Source organism: Leptospira idonii (assembly GCF_004770995.1).
Lineage (GTDB): Bacteria > Spirochaetota > Leptospiria > Leptospirales > Leptospiraceae > Leptospira_A > Leptospira_A idonii.
Genome location: NZ_RQHW01000013.1, coordinates 170,885 through 190,034 on the forward strand (window position 1 = coordinate 170,885; position 19,150 = coordinate 190,034).

The window sequence follows — 19,150 nt, forward strand, 5'->3', positions numbered from 1 at the left end:
TAGAATATCTCTGTTACAAATATATGACAGAGATATTACAAAGAATTGATTTCCAGAGGAGGGATCGGTGTAGGAGGTACTACATCACCCGTCGGCGCACTTTTTGCTTTTGTAAACAAGGGTGGCCGAGTGCAATTTACCTTCCTCTTCTGAGAAAAGATATTTTGATTGGAAGGACAGGAATCGAGAATTACTATTTAGAATTCTGCAAAGTAAATAGAATCTCTCTTGCAATGACTTCACAAGTTTCGAGGTATCTTTGCGGAGCCTCATTTGTATTATCATAGCTCTTTGGATCAGGATAAGGAAGGCTAATCCTTGCATCCGCTCCAGGAATAAATGGGCAGGCTTCATCAGCGGACGAACAAACCATAATAGCGATAAATTTTTCATTTGGATTGATTTTGTCTGAATATAGTTTTGAAAATCCGGGAATGGGTTCATGCTTAGTATTGATTGAAACTAAATATCTTGGATTTGGATGATTGTTATCGCTTTTCTCAATTTTAAATCCAATATTTATTAACGCTTGTACAGAGTTTTCAAAAAATGCGGTAACTTCGGTTCCTCCGGAATATGTTTGAATATTAGCAATTCCAAGATATTCCGCAGATGCGCTCGCAAGCATTTGGGCAATTTGGCTTCGTCGGGAGTTATGCGTGCAAACAAAAAGAAGCTTCGCAGATTTGTATTTAGCAATTCCCTGATTGATCTCTGCTGAAAGCTTTAATAAAATTTTCTTTCTCGTTGCACTAATAGAAGAATATTCCGCTTCTCTATCTTTTATGAATAATTGCAGAGGTTTGAATAAATCACTCACGCAGTAACCCCTTTATTATAAAATCTTTGTCTTAGTTTTTTAGCAATTTTGACTATAAAAACAAGAGTAGGGATTTCGATTAAAGGACCGACAATGCCCACAAATGCTTGTCCAGAAGTTATTCCAAAAGTGCCGATAGCTACAGCAATCGCTAACTCAAAATTGTTCCCTGCAGCAGTGAAGGAAATGGCTGCATTCTTTTGATAGTCTGCCTTGATTATCACTCCAAGAGCGAAACTAAAAAGAAACATAAAGATAAAATAGATCAACAGAGGGATTGCAATCCGAATTACGTCAAACGGAATCAAAAATAAAGCGTCTCCTTTTAAACTGAAGATAACGGTTATTGTTAATAAAAGAAAAATTAAAGTAATTGGAGAAAGAAATGGAAGAAGTTTATTAATGGTCCAGTCTTCACCTTTTATCGATATACTAACAGTCCGAATAAACCATCCTAAGAAGAATGGAATCCCTAAATATATGAGCACGCTGGAAGCAATGTCCCAATAGTGAATATTTATGAGAGTATTCTGAAAGCCGAATAATTCTGGTAAAATACCTACGAAAAAGAATGCTAAACTCCCATAAAAGAGAAGTTGAAAAATACTATTTAGCGCAACGAGGCCAGCAGCGACTTCCCTATCCCCATCGGCGAGGTCATTCCAAACCAAGACCATCGCGATACAGCGAGCAACTCCTATAAGAATCAATCCTATTCTATAGTCATTATTATCAGGAAAAAAGAGAAATGCTAAGAGAAACATTAGCATCGGTCCAACTATCCAGTTTAAAATCAGAGAATAGAATATTAAATCTTTTCGACCAAAAGCCTTTGGTATTCGAGTGTAATTGACCTTAGCTAAAGGAGGAACCATCATAAAGATAAGTCCCAAAGCTATCGGTACATTCGTTCCGCCTTTTTCCTGTGATTGAATCCAATATACAAAATTTGGAGACCATTTCGCTAATGCTATACCAATTCCCATCGCAATGAAGATCCAAAGTGTTAAAAAGCGATCCACAAATGACATTTTTTTTTGAGAAGAAATCCGTGCCGTCATTAATCTACTTATCGCAATATTACGATAATAGTCAAACTAATTTTGCCAGACCTCCAGGAAGGAAAATCTGATTACTAAAAATTGTCATAACCGTGAATCAAGTATCAGCAACATCCAGATTTGGGAGTGCAGCAAGAATTGTTTAACTCTGAAAGTTGTATTTTCGGTTTTGTAGAAGGATTACCGCAGGAATCACTCGCCAAACATGCAGTCTGTTTGTTCTTTAAAACGAAATTTGTTCCGTTAAAATCTAAATCGTATTTTCCAATTGTATCTACTTGATATTCAACTTCAATGTTTGCATCCTCAATACCTAACTTTTCTTCAGATAGTTTGACAATGTTTAATAGTTTCGAAGGTTTTAATCTGTGGTCGAAATCATTGGCATTCCAAAGTTGGAAATTGACAACTTTCTCGTCTCGGATAGTGCCACCACAATCGATAAAATGTTTTGTGACAAAGCCTATTTCTGTAACATGGAAGTGTTCGGGAACAAATGCTCCGTTTTCCAATTGAAATTCGACATTGTTTAGATTTGGTAAGATACTTTTGATTTCAGATAGTTTCATAATTTACCGTAATATAGTGTTTCTTTTAAAAAAATATATCGCAATATTACGATTAAAGGCAAGCTAATTTTAGCAACAATTTTTGTTTTCTAGGTTTTGGGCAAAAAAATGTCCAAAGTAGTCACGGATCTCCCCCCAAGATTTCTCATTAATACAATAGCAAACTGCGGGGCCATCAATTGTCCCTTTGATGATACCGACTTCTTTCAAAGCCTTTAGGTGCTGAGATACTGTAGCTTGAGCAAGATTCAGTTCTTCTACTAAGTCTCCGCAAATACAGGCTTTTCTTTTGATAATAGCTTCTAAAATTGCAATTCTAGCTGGATGACCAAGAGCTTTTGCGTAAGATGCAATGCGATTCTGTTTTTTGCTGAATAATTCTGTTTTAGTAACACCCATACCACAAGGGTAATTGAGCTTTCGATTTTTCAATGAGATTTATTTTCAGTTTCTTCTCAAAACCTGATCTAAGCGGTTACTTCTCGAAAGATCTCCCTTAATTTTGGAATTCCTTCCAGAAATAAAGCGGGGCCAGGTTGCAGTATGATGCTGGGATCCAATTCGTAGATTTTACCGTTTATGAGAGCTTCCGTTTTCTGCCATTCGGGTTTGTTGCGAACCCAATCCCAATCCATCGGTTTCCCGCACCAGGAACCCACGATCACATCAGGATTTGTGGTACCTACCTCATCTGCAGTGATGATCCGATTTTTAGCGAGTTTTTCGTTTTTGAGATGAGAGAATCCGTCTTCTCCTCCCGCAATTTCGATCGCTTCGCTTACCCATTGGATTCCAGTGATGATGGGATCGTCCCATTCTTGGAAAAAAACTTTGGGTCTTCTGGGAAGGGAAATGGCTTCTTTTCGCCAATCTTCGATTTGACTGCGCCAGGAATCGGTAAGTGCGGCGGCTTCCTTTTGTTTGCCCACCAAACTTCCTATAATGACCATATTATCTAAAATTTCTGAGACGGATCTTTGGTTGAAGATTAAAACGTTTAATCCTCGTTCAATGAGATCTTTCGCCAACTGACCTTGTATGTCCGAAAATCCGATCACTAGGTCCGGTTTCAGACTTTCTATTTTTTTGAGATTGCCGCTGATGAATGCGGAGACTTTGGGTTTTTCCTTTTTTGCCCGAGGAGGGCGCACAGTATATGCGGAAATACCGACGATTCTATCTTCTTCTCCCAAAAGATAGAGCATCTCCGTAGGTTCTTCCGTAAGGCAGACGATCCTTTGCGGGCCTGTCATTTAACCTTCCAAAAATCGGTTCAGATTTTTTTGAGAACCGAATAACACGAGTATATCTTCTTCTTTCAGGATTATATTGCCGTGAGGAATCCCCATGATTTTTTCCGTCTTTCTGTCGGAAGCCCGTTTCGCTTCTTTCTGAATGAAGGGGCGTTTGATTGTGATGATGTTGATTTCGTATTTATTTCGAATGTCCGCTTCGGAAATCGTTTTGTCCATGTAACGTTTGGGAACGCTTACTTCTACAACACTGTATTCGTCGGAGAGTAAAAAATTGGCTCTCATTCCTGAGTAACCTAACATTTCCGACATACTTTTTGCGGCTCTCTCTTCCGGATTAAAAAGTTCTTTGATTCCCAAAAGCCCTAATATTTTTCTCTGCAACTCGGTTTGATAACGTGCGTATATATTTTTTGCACCTAACTTTTTTAAGATGTCAGCACAAATGACGGAGGTTTCGAATTGATCCGCAATGGAAAGAACGACTATATCCATATCTTCGATTCCCTGGGAACGAAGAGCGCTTTCATCCGTCGCATCTAAGGCTACTGCAACCGTAGAATGATCTTTGATTTCCTGGATGATCTCTTCGCTTTTATCAATGGCGAGCACTTCATGACCTTCTTGAAACAGATACCGGGCAAATAAATTTCCGAAGCTTCCTAATCCGATGACTGCGATTTTTTTTCTTTCCATGATTATCCTACCACGACATATTCAAGAGGGTATTTATAAGAATTGATGACTGCTTGTTTGGTGACAGCTATAAGTAAAGTGAGAATGCCGACTCTTCCTACGAACATCACGGAACAAAGTATGATTTTACTAGTAGAAGTGAGCCCTGGAGTAAGTCCTCTTGTGAGTCCTACCGTACCGAAAGCGGATACCACTTCATAACAAATATCGATGAAGGGAGCCGTTTCCACGATCACCATTCCGAAGATGGCAAGAAAGATGATAAATAATGATAATACGATGGTTGCGCTTGCTCTTATGATTGTGGAAGGAGCAATGGATCTGTAATGGATTTCCAAATTAGCTCTTCCTCGAATTTGATTGAGTATATTGAAAAAAGAAATGGCGAGAGTCGTTGTTTTGATTCCACCACCTGTCGATATGGGAGAGGCTCCTACCCACATTAAAAAAAAGGAAATGAAAGTGATGGGAATTCCCATTTGGGTCAGATCCAATGTGTTGAATCCGGCTGTCCTAGTTGTTACGGAATAAAACAAGGAATGAAAGATTTGATCGAAAGTACTCAGAGATTGTAAGGTATGATTTTGTTCTAACATAAAATAGGCGACGGTTCCGAAAATCCAAAGTATGGTGGAAGTGGAAAGCACTAATCTGGAAGTGATAGACCAGCGAAAGTGACGATCCCTCGGATTCATGATTCTTTTTTTGATCTGTCCCAAAACTGGAAATCCGATACCACCTAACATAATTAAAACCATGATAACAGATAAAAAAGATTCCGTTTTAAAGAAAATGGGATCCGACAACCCCTGAGGGATGAGGCTGAATCCTGCATTGCAGAATGCAGAGATGGAATGGAAAACGGAAAAATAGATTCTTTCGGAATGGGGAAGAGGGGATTCTTCCGGAAAAGAAAAATATAGAAGCACAGCACCTACAAATTCTATCAGAAAGGTTTGGTATGCGATTTGTTTAAGAAGTCCTTTCACTTTTCCTATGGATTCTTCGGACAAAAGATCTTTTAACAATAATTTATCGGTAACGGAAGCTTGCCCTGCAAGAAAGAAGGAAAAAAAACTGGTGAGAGTCATTAGCCCTAATCCGCCGACTTGGATGAGCGCAAGAAGGATCAATTGACCTGTAATCGTAAAATCTTCCGCAATGGAAATAGTGGACAACCCTGTCACGCATGTGGCAGAAATGGTAGTGAATACGATGTCGATCGTAGATACCGGTTTGGTGGTCGCTTTAGGAAAATGAAGAAAACTGCTTCCGATTAGAATGATGAGTGCGAAGGAACCTACGAATACAAGGGAAGGGCTGATGTTTTTGACATCGTAAAATTTTGAAATTCGAAAAAAATGAGCTAGGTTTGCGAATATAAAAAGAATTTGATTCGTTGAGAGGAAGATCAATGTCGTATCGTTTCCGGTTAGGTGATATTCCTTCAGCATGGAAATGATGTCGTCTTCGTAGACTTTTTCCACAAGAATGAGAAATATGATAACTAACTCTAGTTTGTGGGTTTTGATATATTCCCAAACGGTTTTGGAAGTGAATAAAAAAGATAGAACCTCATACACTAAAAAGAAATCAACTAGAAGGCTCACTAAAAATCTTACATAAGGAACCCATTCCTCTGGATAATAAAAACCGAATTCTGCGATAAGGACGACTAAGGAAATGACTCCCGAAGATGTGTAGATAAATCTTCCTGTGGATCTTAAATACTCGAAGTAAAATTTACGGATGGAATGTTTTTTGGATTGGATCTCTTTCCAATATCCTAAAGCGGTAGCTATGAATTTTTTGAACTTCAAGGAGCTTTATCGGCGAGTTGTTTTTGTTTTTTCTTTTCCCTATGTTCCTCGATTCGTTCGTTGTCCAGATATACGTTGGTTCCGGAAAGACCGAAGGTTCCCGAAATCATGATTAGACTTCCACCTAACGTTTTTGTGGCTCCTATGGCTCCTGCCAAACCGGCCGACAACCCTAATGCGAACGGAACAGTGAGAAAAAAAATGATGTAACCGCGTCTGAATTTGGTTTCTTCGTAAACCGCATCCTCGTCGAACTCTTCCTTTTTTTTCTTTTCAATTTCTTTTTTGATTCTACTTCGATCGAGTTGCCCTTGTAAGGCGGCAGGATTTACTTCTCCTGTCAGGGGATTGATAGGAAGTGTTCCGGATTTGGATAAAGGATTTTGGCTCGCATTTGTTTGGATGTTCCCCGTGTTCATTTGAGAAGGGTTCATCGCACCTGCTCCGGGAATCGATGCAATCGGATCGTATTGAGTGCGTGCATCTTTAGGAGTGGATAAAACAGGTTTTTGAAACGTAGGAGGTTGAGAAACGTCAGGCATAATGTTGGCTTCCGGGTCACTTCCAGGAAGCTTACGAAGATCGTAATTGTTCGTGTCGTAAAAACCTTCTTTCGTTTGGGACATAAGAAGACCTGGAGACAGGATCGACCAGATCATACAAACCAAACATAGAAAAGACACACGTTTCATGCGGACTTTTCCAGTTTAAACATACTGGATTCAGGTCAATCGATTTCGCGCCCGCTCAGAATGGCGGATTTGTAATCGAAAGACCGTCTTTGAATTTCTTTCAATGCTTCTTCAGAGATTCCCGATTCCAATGCTAATTCGTATTCGTTGGGCAGATGAGTATCAAATAGACCTGGATCATCGGAACCGATCGTAAGTTTGATTTTATTTTCATAAAAGCGAGCGATCGGATGATCGACTAAAGATTCGAGCATTCCTATATAAAGATTCGAACTGGGGCAAGATTCGATGACTGTATTTGTTTTTGCAACTTGCGCCATACAATAATTTTGAAACGTACGAAGGTAGTTCATTTTATTATGATCCATTAACATGGATATGGTGTCCGTGTTCGGTTTGGATGAAATTTCTTTCCTTTCCGCATCCAATTCTTCTTTAGAAAAATAAGATCCGTAATCGAGAATGGATTCATAATTTTCCAGTTCGAATTGAAGTTGATCAAGCCTTTCCGAAACGAGTTCCGTTCTTTCTTCACTGGAAAAATAATCGGGAGAAACTCCCAATGCAAGCGCATGACCCAAACGATGTGCTCCCCATAAGGAAGATTCCAAAACCCATCTGGCAGCGGAGAAAGGAGTTTTGTCTCTGAAACTTTCTCCTACATGATAAAGAATGGCAAGTGCAGTCGAAGATTCCGCTTTGTTGTCCGAAATCACATTTTGAAAGAAATTTCTTTTGTCTTTAGGAGGGAAACCTTCCTCTATATGGCAAAAATCAATGGCGACCAGATATTTTTTGATCAGAGATTCTTTCTCCATCCAGTTTTTCATCCAGTCGTAATGCTGTTCGAAGTTTAGATCCCTATGAAGAGACATGGCAAGCCTGCCTTGGATGGACTTCCCGAAAGATTTTGCTTTTTCTTCTCCGAGTGCCAAACCTTCACAACAAGCCATCAATTTTTTATAAAAGACTTCTTTTGATTCTTCTTTACCGAACATAAGTCTGTATTCCGCATAACTTACGTCTTGTAATGAATGAGCTTCTACCACATCCTTCGTGACTTCTGTAATCTCTTTGTCATGAAACTGTACTAAGGCGATGATCAAATTGAATTTTGCCTGAAAATGAAGAAAGGGAGCCTTTTCTCTGAAATGATAGAGGGATTGAAACTTCTTTATATCCGCATATTCCTGAAAGAAGGAGTGAGGTTTGATGCGAACTCCGTATGCTTTTTCATAAGAATCCAAATAAAGCGCCCATCTGGGAGCAGGATTTTCCTTTCCGATGCGATAGAGTGTTTCAGCAGGTAAACATCCATAAAGGTGGTTGTGTAGATCACAATACATAAAAAAATGACCAAACCATGCTTCATAAAATTAGACGAGTCTTGAAGCTGACTCGATTGAATCAGAAAATTCTTTCTATGGCAATCCCTGTTTTTTTCGGGATGATCAGTTATACTGCCATTATGATCGCAGATACGGCAATGGTAGGGAAACTAGGTGCCGTTCCTCAAGCGGCAGCCGGTTTCGGCGGGATTGTTTACTTCTCTATTTTTTCCTTTTTGATGGGCGGTTCCATGGCGGTGCAGATCATCATCGCAAGAAGATACGGAGAGAAGGATGATTTGGGAGTAGGAACGACTCTCATCAACGCACTTTATCTGGCCCTTGGAATCGGAATCATTTTGTCTTGGCTGGGATACGAGTACGGACATTCCATTATGGGAATTTTAGGAGACGATCCGGAAGTGATCCGTCTTTCCGGTGATTATCTCGCCTATCGTTTCTTAGGTACTTTTCTTTTCTTTGTAGGATTCGCCTTACGAGGGTTTTTCGATGGAATCGGAATCATGGAAGCGGGTATGTTGTCTTCCATAGTAGCCGCTGTTTCGAATATCTTTTTCAATTGGCTCTTCATTTACGGAAACTGGGGTTTTCCTGAGTTAGGTGTGAAAGGTGCTGCGATCGCTTCCGCTTTGGCAGGTCTTCCTTCTCTTTTGGTTGTGCTTTTCTTTTTTATGAAAAAAGAAATAAAACGTTTCTTCGATGCACAGGTTTGGACACCTCATAAAGAAATCATACGGGAGTTATGTGTTGTAGGATTCGCTCCTGCAGTCGAGGGAACTCTCACCAATCTTTCCTTTGTGGGATTTATGAAAATCGCAGGGATGATCAGCACCATTTCTCTTGCCGCTGCAAACGTAGTGATCGCTTGTCTCAGTCTTTCCTTTATGCCCGGTTTTGCGTTCGGGATTTCCGCCACTACCATTTTGGGACAGGCGATGGGTGCGGGAAAGATCCGGCTTGCTTATCAAGGAACGATGAGATCCGCCACTTTTTCTGCGATCATGATGGGCACGATGGGTTTGGTATTCATCGTTTTTGGAAATTTTTTGCTTAGTTTCTTTACGGACGAACCTCTGGTGGTCTCGGAAGCTTATCCTGCTTTATGTATCGTGGCTTTAATCCAAGTAGGAGATGCTTATCATATGGTTGTGAGTTCCGCTTTGAGAAGTGCGGGAATGATGTATTGGGTAATGTTTGTATATTTATTCGTCTCATTCTTAATCATGCTCCCTCTGGCCTATCTCTTCGGGATAGTACTCAAATTGGGCTCAAACGGAATTTGGACTGCATTTTTTATTTGGATTTTGATCCTTGCAGTCATGTTTGTCAGAAAATTTCGCAAGAAGGAGTGGGTGAACATACGACTTTAATAGGAAGAGGGTAATATGAAAAGAAAGGAACAGGAACGACTTGCGATACAAGGTTTTTTAAAGTCGGTTGATTTATTCAAAAAATTATCCCCTGCCGTTCTGACTCGTATCGCCAATAATATTCAAGAAAAACTCATCCGCAGTCATGAAGCTCTCTACTATAAAGGAGAGAGCTCTGAAAATATTTACATCATTCGTTACGGCGAAATTCTTTTAGAAAACGTTTCCAATCATGGAAACGTTTATATCGGTTCCGGTCAGGTTTTGGCCGAAAACTCTCTTATCTCAAGTTCCAACCATTCCACTTCCGCGATTGCGGTGATAGACACTCTTGTTTATGTTTTGAATGGAAAGTTGTTTCTGCAATTGGCCGCTCAGGAGAAGGTTCTTTCTCAAAATATCATTCATATGATGGGTTCTCGTATGAGAGAACATTTGGAAAGATCACCAAACCGTGGTTCTTTCTCCGGATTACGAAGATTATGCATTCATATCCCTCTGGAACCTGAATATCATTTCGGCACTAAAATAGATGCGTTTTTGGAAAATTACGGAGACGCTACTAAGGCGATCAGTACGAACATTCCTATCTCCAAATTTATAGGAATGGATCCTACCAAAATATCAGAATATCTAACTGATGTTAGAAAGAAAACTCCTTTGGTTCATATCTATTTCGATGAAGGAGTTTCCAGACAGGAACTTCCTTATCTGGTGGTGCAGGCAGACTTCATCGTATTTTGGGAGCAGGAACCGGAAAAGTTTTATAAGGAAAAAGAAGAGATCGTTAATTTTTGGAAAGGAAGGATCCGCAATTTCCAAGGAAGAGCCATTCGTCTTTTGGAAGACGGCGTGGTAAAAAGTTATCTTCCTCCTGACAGTGATCTAAGAACTTTCTATCAAAAAGATACTTTAGCCCGTTATGTGGTATCCAAAACCAGAGGACTAGCGTTAGGCGGAGGAGGAGCGAGAGCTCTAGCCCATGTGGGTCTTCTCAAAGTTCTGCATCGGGAAGGAATTCACTTCGATTTTATCTCAGGAGCTTCCATGGGTGCGGTGATTGCCGCATTGTATGCCCGCAAAGAACCTCCCGAAAAAATAGAAGAAATGATCAAACTATTCTTCGGGGGATTGGAAAGTGCTTTCGATCCTACTCTTCCTATCGTTGCTTTTTTCAAAGGGAAAAGAATGAAAAAAATGCTGAAGGAAGCATTTCGTGATCAAAGAATCGAGGAACTTCCTCTTCCTTTCGCAACTTCTGCGGTTGATTTATTGACAGGACAAGAACATATCTTCGACCAAGGTCCCATTACGGAAGCTTTAACAAGTGCTATGAGTTTGCCGGGAGCATTTCCTCCGTATCGTTTGGGAGAAAAAGTTTTGGTGGATGGCGGAATGATAAACAATGTTCCTGAAAGTTTGATTCGTTCCAAAGGTGCGGATGTAGTTTTAGGAGTGAATGTTTCCCCTCTTCAGGAGATGGTTCCCGTAAAACTATTCGAAGATAGGAATAGTACTGAAAAAGGTTTTTTTCGCTACATTTGGGACACCTTAAAGTATCCACCGATTCTACAAATCATGACAAGAACCATTACTTTGGAAGGTAGAGAGATCACTCGCTTAAAACGTCCTAGGATGGATTTGTTTGTACATTTTCATTTAGAAGAGTTTCAATTGTTTGATTTTGTGAGATACCAAGAAATAATTGATAAAGGCGAAAAGGAAGCAGAGGATAATTTAGTAGAAATTAAGCGACTATTCGCCTAAGATACTGCCCTCTGAAATCCTTTCAGGGATTCGGATGGGCAATTTAAATCAATTTTTTCTTTTCGATTCTACGAACGTAGTTCTCCTTGATGGAACTTACAATCCTTGGTTGGTTTTGCTTTCCATAGGCATTGCCATTTTCGCATCCTGCATCTCTCTTCATTTTCTAAGTCAGTTCCCCAACGTTCATAGTAAAAATTCCAGAATCCTCATTTTACTCACCAGTTCTTTGGCACAAGGAAGTGCCGTATGGTCTATGCATTTTTTGGGAATGCTTTCGTTCGAACTTTGCACTCGAGTTACATACAACGAACTTCTTACTTTTATTTCTTTTTTCCCTGCACTCATTGCTTCAACGATGACTCTTTCCTTTTTAACGAAGGAAAATCCTCGTATCAGAGAACTCATATTAGCCGGAACCATCGTGGGAGCGGGGATCGGGGCCATGCATTATGTGGGGATGAGTGCGATGGAGATGCAACCCGATCTTCTTTACGATCCTTATCTGTTCGCATTGTCCATCATAGTTGCTGTTCTATTTGCGATACTTGCCTTGTACATCAGAAACGGATTGAGAAAATCCGAATTCAAACTGCATCCTTTTTTAATTACGATGATCAGCGGTTTGGTGATGGGTCTTGCGATTTCAGGAATGCATTACACCGGAATGGCAGGAGCGAATTTTGTCACTCAGCCGGATGTGATTCTGATCGATCAAGATGTGGACCAATCGTTTTTGGCACATAGTGTCTCTTTTACGATCATCTGCTTTTTGATTTTCATACTGATCACGAATTTATTTCTCCGCTATAAAGATATATTAAGGAACCTGGTTGCGAGTGAATCTAGATTGCGCGCGATCATAGAGACGGCAGTCGACGGAGTGATCATCATCGACAGCAAAGGTTATATCCAGGAATTCAATCAATCTGCGGAAAAGATGTTCGGATGGAGAGCTTCCGAAGTCATAGGACAAAAAATCAATCTTCTGATGCCAGATCCTCATCACTCCGATCATGACAATTATCTTCACCATTATCTTACTACGGGAGAAGCAAAGATCATCGGTTCCGGCAGAGAAACTCAAGGAATGAAAAAGGGAGGTTTTTTGTTTCCGATCCGGCTTGCTATCGGTCATGCAAAACTTCCCAACGAAGATTTGTTTGTCGGTTTTATCAACGATATTACGGAAAGAAAACAGATAGAGCTGGCTCTCAAACAGAATGAGGAACAACTTAGATCTCTTATCGAAAACATTCCCGGTGTTGCATATCGTTGTTTGGTGGATGAAGATTGGACTACATTGTACATGAGCGATGCTATCGAAACTTTATCCGGTTACCCCGCCTCCGATTTCATGCATCCGAACCGCATTCGAACCTACGATGATATCACTCATCCTGATGATAAAATTCATATCGCAAATATCGTTCAAAATGCGATTTATACGAAAGATACATTCGTCCTAAACTATAGAATCCTTCATAAAAACGGAGACATTCGTTGGGTTTTGGAATACGGAGGAGTGGTGCTTCATCCCAACGGAACCATCAAATGTTTGGATGGAGTGATTTTAGACAACACTGACAGGCATACGATTCAAGAAGCTTTGATCGAATCGAAAGAAAAAGCGGAGATGGCCGCTTTGACCAAAACTACTTTTTTAACCAATATGAGTCATGAGATTCGAACACCGATGAATGCGATCATAGGGTTTACGGAAGTTCTTTTGACGACGAGCCTACAAGATACCCAACGAAAACATTTGGAGACGGTTCGTAATTCCGCCAAGTCGCTTTTGCGATTGTTAAATGACATTCTTAATTCCGCCAAATTAGAGAAAGGTGCTCTTGAATTGGAAGAACTGGATTTTTCCTTCAAAAATCTAATCGATCAAATCAAGGCTTCGATGAGCATCGAAGCAAAAAACAAAGGATTGGAGTTCATCGTAAATTTGGATCCGAACGTAGAGGAATTCTATAAAGGGGATTCTCTTCGCGTTCGCCAAATCCTTACCAATCTTTTGGGAAATGCGATTAAGTTTACTGAAAAGGGTTTTGTTAAACTTAGCATTTTAAGAAACGGAGACAAACTTCATTTTCTAATCAGAGATTCAGGAATAGGGATTTCTAAAGATCGATTGGAAAAGATATTCGATCCTTTCACGCAGGCGGATGTTTCGATGAGTAGAAAGTACGGAGGCACCGGTTTAGGCACGACTATCTCCAAACAATTGACCGAACTCATGAAGGGTAAGATTTGGGTGGAAAGTGAACTGGGTGTCGGGAGTATCTTTCATGTAATTCTTCCTCTGCGTCCCGGAAAAAGAATCTCCGAAAAAGAATCATTAGAAAATTATAATCTACCTAAACTCAATGTGTTGGTTGTGGATGATGTCTATCAAAACGTGGATTTGATTTCTTTGGTACTCACCGCCGGAGGACACAAGATAGATGTAGCGAGAAACGGCAAGGAAGCTATTTTAAAATGGGAAAGTCAAAATTTCGATTTGATTCTGATGGACATTCAAATGCCGGAAATGGACGGATTGGAAGCTACCAGAATCATCCGTCAGTTGGAAAAAGATAAAGGTAAAAATGAAATCCCGATCTTGGCACTCTCCGCCAGCGTATTCGAAGAAGATAAAGTTTCGGCCAAAGCGGCAGGAATGAACGGGTTCATCGCAAAACCTGTGGAGACGGAAGTTCTATTTCAGGAAATCGCAAAAGCGATAGGAATGGGGAAAGATTTTATATCATCACAACCGAAAGAAACGGAAGTATTCGAAACACATGAACAATTCGATGTGAAGAGAGGAGTTCGTCTTTTCGGCGATCTTAAAAAATACGTACAAACATTAGACGGCTTTTTTGCCGAATACGAAACATTGATCGATGCTGAAAAAATTACTTCCTTTAACAATGATGAGTTGATTACCTTCGTTCACAGACTCAAAGGAGTTGCTGCAAATTTGGGTGTAATTGAATTGGCATCATTGACCAAAAATTGGGAAGAACGATTGCATAAAAATGAATTCTCTAGAGGCGAAATTTCAGATCTGGAAACAACCTTTTTTCAAAACTTAAACGAGTTTAAAAAATGGAAAGTTCAGAAAAACGGCTCCATTTCTTCGGAAGAAGCTGTAAATTCATCCGTCCTATCTTTGGAAGAGAAAAAAGATCTAGGTTCTCTTCTGGAAACATTTATCTCCGATTTATCGAGAGGTTCTTTGAATGAAAGAAGTTGGAAGATTATTTCGGATTCCTTAAAAAGATCCGATTTTCAATCTTCCGTTTCCAGGATAGAAGAATCTATCGTTCAATTTGAATTCGATCTTGCGGTCGCAGAATTGAAAACGATCCAGAAAAAAGTCATAAATTAAGGTTAAAGATTGATGCCAAAACAAAAAACTCCGAAAATATTAATCGTTGATGATGAACCCGCCAACTTACAAGTTCTTAAACATGTTTTGCAGGATGAATACGATCTACTATTCGCAAAAGACGGTCAAAAAGCAATTGAACTTGCATTAAGCGAAAAGCCCGATTTAATTCTTTTGGATGTGATGATGCCAGGAATGACCGGACACGAAGTCTGCAAACGATTGAAAGTGGACCAAAACACCAAATCGACGCCGGTTATTTTCGTTACCGCCATGTCGGAAGTAGATGACGAGCTCATAGGTTTTGAGTTAGGTGCCGTTGATTATATCTCCAAGCCGGTCAGTCCGCCTATCGTAAAAGCAAGAGTTCGAACTCATCTTTCCTTAGTCAGCATCACGGAAGTGAAAGAAACTAGGCTGCAAATCGTTCAAAGATTGGGAATGGCTTCCGAATACAAAGACAATGAAACGGGAATGCATGTGATTCGAATGAGCCATTATTCTCGTGTATTGGCATTAGCGGCGGGTTTTTCTTCGGAAGATGCGGAGGACATTTTGAACGCAGCTCCTATGCATGATGTGGGAAAAATCGGAATTCCTGACAGCATTCTTCAAAAACCTGGAAAACTCACCGAAGAAGAATGGAATGTGATGAAAAAACATCCGGAGATCGGTGCAGAAATCATAGGGGAACACAGCTCTACGATCTTACAATTGGCAAGGGTGATCGCACTCACACACCACGAAAAATGGGACGGTTCCGGATATCCGAAAGGATTGAAAGCGGAAGAAATTCCTTTGGAAGGAAGGATTGTTGCGATCGCAGACGTGTTTGATGCACTAACAACAATTAGACCTTACAAAAAAGCCTGGGAAGTATCCGATGCGGTTCAATTTTTAAAAGATCAGTCGGGAATTCACTTCGATGCGAAATTGGTGGAACAGTTTATCGGTGTTTTACCAGCAGTATTGGAAATCAGAGACAAATGGCCCGAAGAAATGGCAAGTCGTTAGGTGGGATTTTTATCTCACCGTTTCACTCAATTCTTATAAATCCTCCTCAATTTTAAATTTCATTTCGTATGTAACTTCTTTTTTCGCTTAATTTTCAAAAATATATCCCGATTTGGAATAAAAATGTTGTTTACTTGATATATTCTATTATAGGATAGTGTGATGGCCATTAGGTTGTTTCACGAAAAAATTTACATGCCTATTCAAGAATATGTAAAACAAATTCAGCACAGATTGACCTTTGGGGTAGCGACAGAGCACAGTTATCGAGGAGATCTGCAGTCGCTTCTCAGTCAATTGGTGGAAGGAATCGTGATTACCAACGAGCCCAAAAGGCAGAAATGCGGTGCGCCGGATTATATCATACATCGCAAAGAAGTTCCGTTAGGCTATATCGAAGCGAAAAACATAGGAATCGACTTGGATAAAGCTGAAAAATCGGAACAACTCAAAAGATATTTAAGAAGTTTAGACAATCTGATCCTTTCCGACTATTTGGAATTTCGATTCTATCGATCCGGACAAAAAGTAAAACGAATCAAACTTGCCTCTCTTGAAAGAGGAAATTTAAAAGTTCATTCCGAAAATTTTAAGAACTTTGAAACGCATATACAAAGTTTTTGCAACTTCCAAGGCCAAACCATCGATTCTGCGGAAAAATTAGCCAAGATGATGGCACAAAAAGCGAAAATGATGGAAGAAGTTTTGTACAACGCATTGAAGGAAGAAGATCCGAACAACAGTTTGAGAGACCAATTTTATGCATTTCGTAAAATTTTGATTCATGATTTGGATGAGAAAACATTCTCCGATATTTATGCGCAAACAATCGCTTATGGTTTGTTTGCTGCCAGGTTGAACGATGGAAACGGAAACGATTTCAGTCGTCTGGAAGCCAGAGAATTGATTTCCAAATCCAATCCCTTTTTAAGAAATCTTTTCGATTATATATCGGGAGTGCAACTGGATGAAAGAGTTTCTTGGATCGTGGACGATCTTGCCGATATATTCAGAGCAACTAACTTACATTCCATATTATCGGATTTCGGAAAAGCAACCGCTCAAAACGATCCCTTTCTGCATTTTTACGAAACATTTTTATCAGCCTATGATCCTAAACTCAGAAGATCCAGAGGAGTGTATTACACTCCCGAACCGGTCGTTAATTTTATCGTAAGAGCGGTGGATGAAGTTTTGAAAGACGAATTTTCATTGGAGAAGGGTCTTGCGGAAAATAGAAAGATCACGATCAAATATAACTCCGATGAGCCGGACAAAAGATCCAAAACCGGATACAAACAAATAGATAAAGAAGTTCATCAGTTGCAAATTTTGGATCCTGCAACAGGCACTGGAACTTTTTTATCAGAGACCATTAAGCTGATCCACAAACGGTTCCAAGGTCAAGAAGGAGCTTGGTCCAGTTATGTGGAAGAGGATCTAATTCCTCGAATCAACGGTTTTGAAATTTTGATGGCATCATACACTATGTGTCATCTGAAAGTGGAAAGACTTCTAAAGGAAACAGGATATCGTCCTAAAGATGAAAAAAGCCAAAACCGTTTGAAAGTGTATCTAACGAATACTTTGGAAGAAGCTCATCCGGATACGGGCACTTTGTTCGCAAGTTGGTTGTCTAGAGAATCTACCGAGGCGAATTATCTGAAAAGAGATACTCCAGTTATGGTTGTGATCGGAAATCCTCCTTATTCCGTAAGCAGTGCCAATAAATCCAAATGGATCGAAGGTTTACTGACGGATTATAAAAAAGATCTGAATGAAAAAAATATCAATCCTCTTTCCGACGATTATCTCAAATTCATTCGCTTCGGTCAGCATTTTATAGATAAAAACGGGGAAGGGATTTTGGCTTATATATCCAACAATAGTTTTATCGACGGGTTAATTCACAGACAAGCCAGAAAGAACATATTGGAATCATTTAATAAAATATATATTTTGGATTTACATGGGAATTCCAACCGTCAGGAAAAAACTTTAAAAGGGGACAAAGACGAAAACGTTTTCGATATCAAACAAGGTGTCTCCATCAATATCTTCATCAAAAAGAAAAGATCGGAACGCACAAAAATTTATCATTATGACTGTTTCGGCAAAAGAAAAGATAAATACGATTTTTTAAGAAAGAACGGTTTAAAATCGATCGGTTGGAAGAATATCAATGCGAAGGCCCCTTATTTTTTCTTCGTTCCCAACGAAACTTCTCATCTAACCGACTATAAAGGATATTTCCCGCTCAACCGAATTTTTCTTACCATCAACAGCGGAATCAAAACGCATAGGGATCATTTTATTATAGATAAAAGTAAAAAGAACTTAGAAACAAGGATTCGTTCGTTCTTTGAAAAGATGGAGCATAGCAAATATCCTTCCGAAGTATTGGAAGATTTTAAATTGGTAGAAAATGTTTATTTCAATCACTCTAAGTTCAAAGAAGATTCTTTTGATTCTTCTTTGATCAAAAAAATCACTTATAGACCGTTTGATGACAGATATATTTATTATTCCACGAAACTGATCGACAGACATAGATCCGATATTATGGAGAATATGCTTGAGGGAGATAATTTCGGTCTTTGTTTGATGAGGCAATATTCGTACGGATGTGATTATTGTTATACCCTTCTTTCGAAGAATATGATCGAGTCCAGAGTGTTCGTAAGCAACAAAGGTATGGCATCCTTCGCTCCACTTTACATTAGGGAAAAGGGAGAAGTTTCTCTTTTGGATTCTAAGCAAAGTCGTAGAACTCATAATCTTTCTTCCGAATTCATTCGAGATGTGGAATCGGAAATTAAAATTCCTTTTCGAGACACGGAAAGAAACGATAAATCTTTTTTCAGTGCTTTGGATCTCTTGGATTATATTTATTCGATCCTTCATTCACCTTCTTATAGAAAAAAATATATAGATTTATTAAAAATTGATTTCCCTAGAATTCCACTCCCTAAAGATACGAAATCTTTTTGGGAGCTGGTATCTATCGGTTCTCAACTGAGAAAAATTCATTTATTCGAAAATTCGAATCCTTTGATTACCACTTTTTCCGTTTCAGGAGACAATTCGGTGGATCTGATAGAATTTAAAGACGGGAAGGTATGGATCAATGAATTCCAATACTTCGATCATGTCCCTGAATCTGCCTGGAATTTTTTTATAGGAGGATATCAACCGGCTCAAAAATGGCTGAAAGATAGGAAGGGAGAAACATTGAATTCGGAAGAATTATTTCACTATCAGAATTTGATCGTTTGTCTGAAAGAAAGCGATGATTGGATGCAGAAAGTAGACGAGGTACTGGAAATGAATTCCATGATCATATAGCAAGAATTAGGA

The 19,150-nt window shown here is 39.4% G+C and carries 14 protein-coding genes; 5 read left to right on the forward strand and 9 right to left on the reverse strand.

Annotation, left to right across the window (positions count from 1 at the left end; translation table 11 throughout):
- Positions 1–193 precede the first annotated feature (193 nt).
- The 9 genes from EHS15_RS04220 to EHS15_RS04260 all read right to left on the reverse strand — a co-directional run bounded on the left by EHS15_RS04220 (position 194) and on the right by EHS15_RS04260 (position 8,257).
- Positions 194–820, reverse strand: coding sequence for a low molecular weight phosphatase family protein (locus EHS15_RS04220; RefSeq protein WP_135759287.1), 627 nt, complete (start codon positions 818–820; stop codon positions 194–196).
- Positions 817–1,881 carry an ACR3 family arsenite efflux transporter gene (gene arsB, locus EHS15_RS04225; protein ID WP_135759288.1) on the reverse strand — a complete coding sequence of 355 codons (1,065 nt, stop codon included), beginning with the start codon at positions 1,879–1,881 and terminating at the stop codon, positions 817–819. Before arsB ends, EHS15_RS04220 begins: the two co-directional genes overlap by 4 nt.
- A 104-nt stretch (positions 1,882–1,985) precedes the next feature.
- On the reverse strand, positions 1,986–2,450 hold the full coding sequence (locus EHS15_RS04230; RefSeq protein WP_135759289.1) for a DUF6428 family protein: 465 nt from the start codon (positions 2,448–2,450) through the stop codon (positions 1,986–1,988).
- A gap of 69 nt (positions 2,451–2,519) precedes the next feature.
- A complete protein-coding gene (locus EHS15_RS04235; RefSeq protein WP_425460620.1) occupies positions 2,520–2,882 on the reverse strand; it encodes an ArsR/SmtB family transcription factor in 363 nt (120 codons plus the stop codon).
- 35 nt (positions 2,883–2,917) lie between these two features.
- On the reverse strand, positions 2,918–3,703 hold the full coding sequence (locus EHS15_RS04240; protein ID WP_135759290.1) for a cobalamin-binding protein: 786 nt from the start codon (positions 3,701–3,703) through the stop codon (positions 2,918–2,920).
- Positions 3,704–4,399: a potassium channel family protein gene (locus EHS15_RS04245; RefSeq protein WP_135759291.1), complete on the reverse strand. Its 696-nt coding sequence runs from the start codon at positions 4,397–4,399 to the stop codon at positions 3,704–3,706.
- 2 nt (positions 4,400–4,401) lie between these two features.
- Entirely contained in the window at positions 4,402–6,219 is a 1,818-nt protein-coding gene (locus tag EHS15_RS04250) for a TrkH family potassium uptake protein (RefSeq protein WP_135759292.1), read from the reverse strand.
- A complete protein-coding gene (locus EHS15_RS04255; RefSeq protein ID WP_210416286.1) occupies positions 6,216–6,911 on the reverse strand; it encodes a hypothetical protein in 696 nt (231 codons plus the stop codon). The genes EHS15_RS04250 and EHS15_RS04255 overlap by 4 nt, the downstream gene beginning before the upstream one ends.
- A gap of 35 nt (positions 6,912–6,946) precedes the next feature.
- Positions 6,947–8,257 (reverse strand): amidohydrolase family protein, encoded by a 1,311-nt coding sequence (locus EHS15_RS04260; protein WP_135759293.1) that lies wholly within the window; start codon positions 8,255–8,257, stop codon positions 6,947–6,949.
- Between the two features lie 77 nt (positions 8,258–8,334).
- On the opposite strand from EHS15_RS04260, the gene EHS15_RS04265 reads away from it, so the two are divergent.
- From EHS15_RS04265 to EHS15_RS04285, 5 genes are all read left to right on the forward strand, one after another.
- Entirely contained in the window at positions 8,335–9,630 is a 1,296-nt protein-coding gene (locus EHS15_RS04265) for an MATE family efflux transporter (RefSeq protein WP_246051885.1), read from the forward strand.
- Positions 9,631–9,645: 15 nt separating this feature from the next.
- Complete coding sequence (locus EHS15_RS04270) at positions 9,646–11,397, forward strand: patatin-like phospholipase family protein (RefSeq protein ID WP_135759295.1); 1,752 nt, start codon at positions 9,646–9,648, stop codon at positions 11,395–11,397.
- Positions 11,398–11,431: 34 nt separating this feature from the next.
- Positions 11,432–14,779 (forward strand): MHYT domain-containing protein, encoded by a 3,348-nt coding sequence (locus EHS15_RS04275; RefSeq protein WP_135759296.1) that lies wholly within the window; start codon positions 11,432–11,434, stop codon positions 14,777–14,779.
- Between the two features lie 12 nt (positions 14,780–14,791).
- Entirely contained in the window at positions 14,792–15,793 is a 1,002-nt protein-coding gene (locus EHS15_RS04280) for a response regulator (RefSeq protein ID WP_135759297.1), read from the forward strand.
- A gap of 195 nt (positions 15,794–15,988) precedes the next feature.
- Positions 15,989–19,138 (forward strand): type ISP restriction/modification enzyme, encoded by a 3,150-nt coding sequence (locus EHS15_RS04285; protein ID WP_135759298.1) that lies wholly within the window; start codon positions 15,989–15,991, stop codon positions 19,136–19,138.
- The last annotated feature ends 12 nt before the right edge of the window (positions 19,139–19,150 follow it).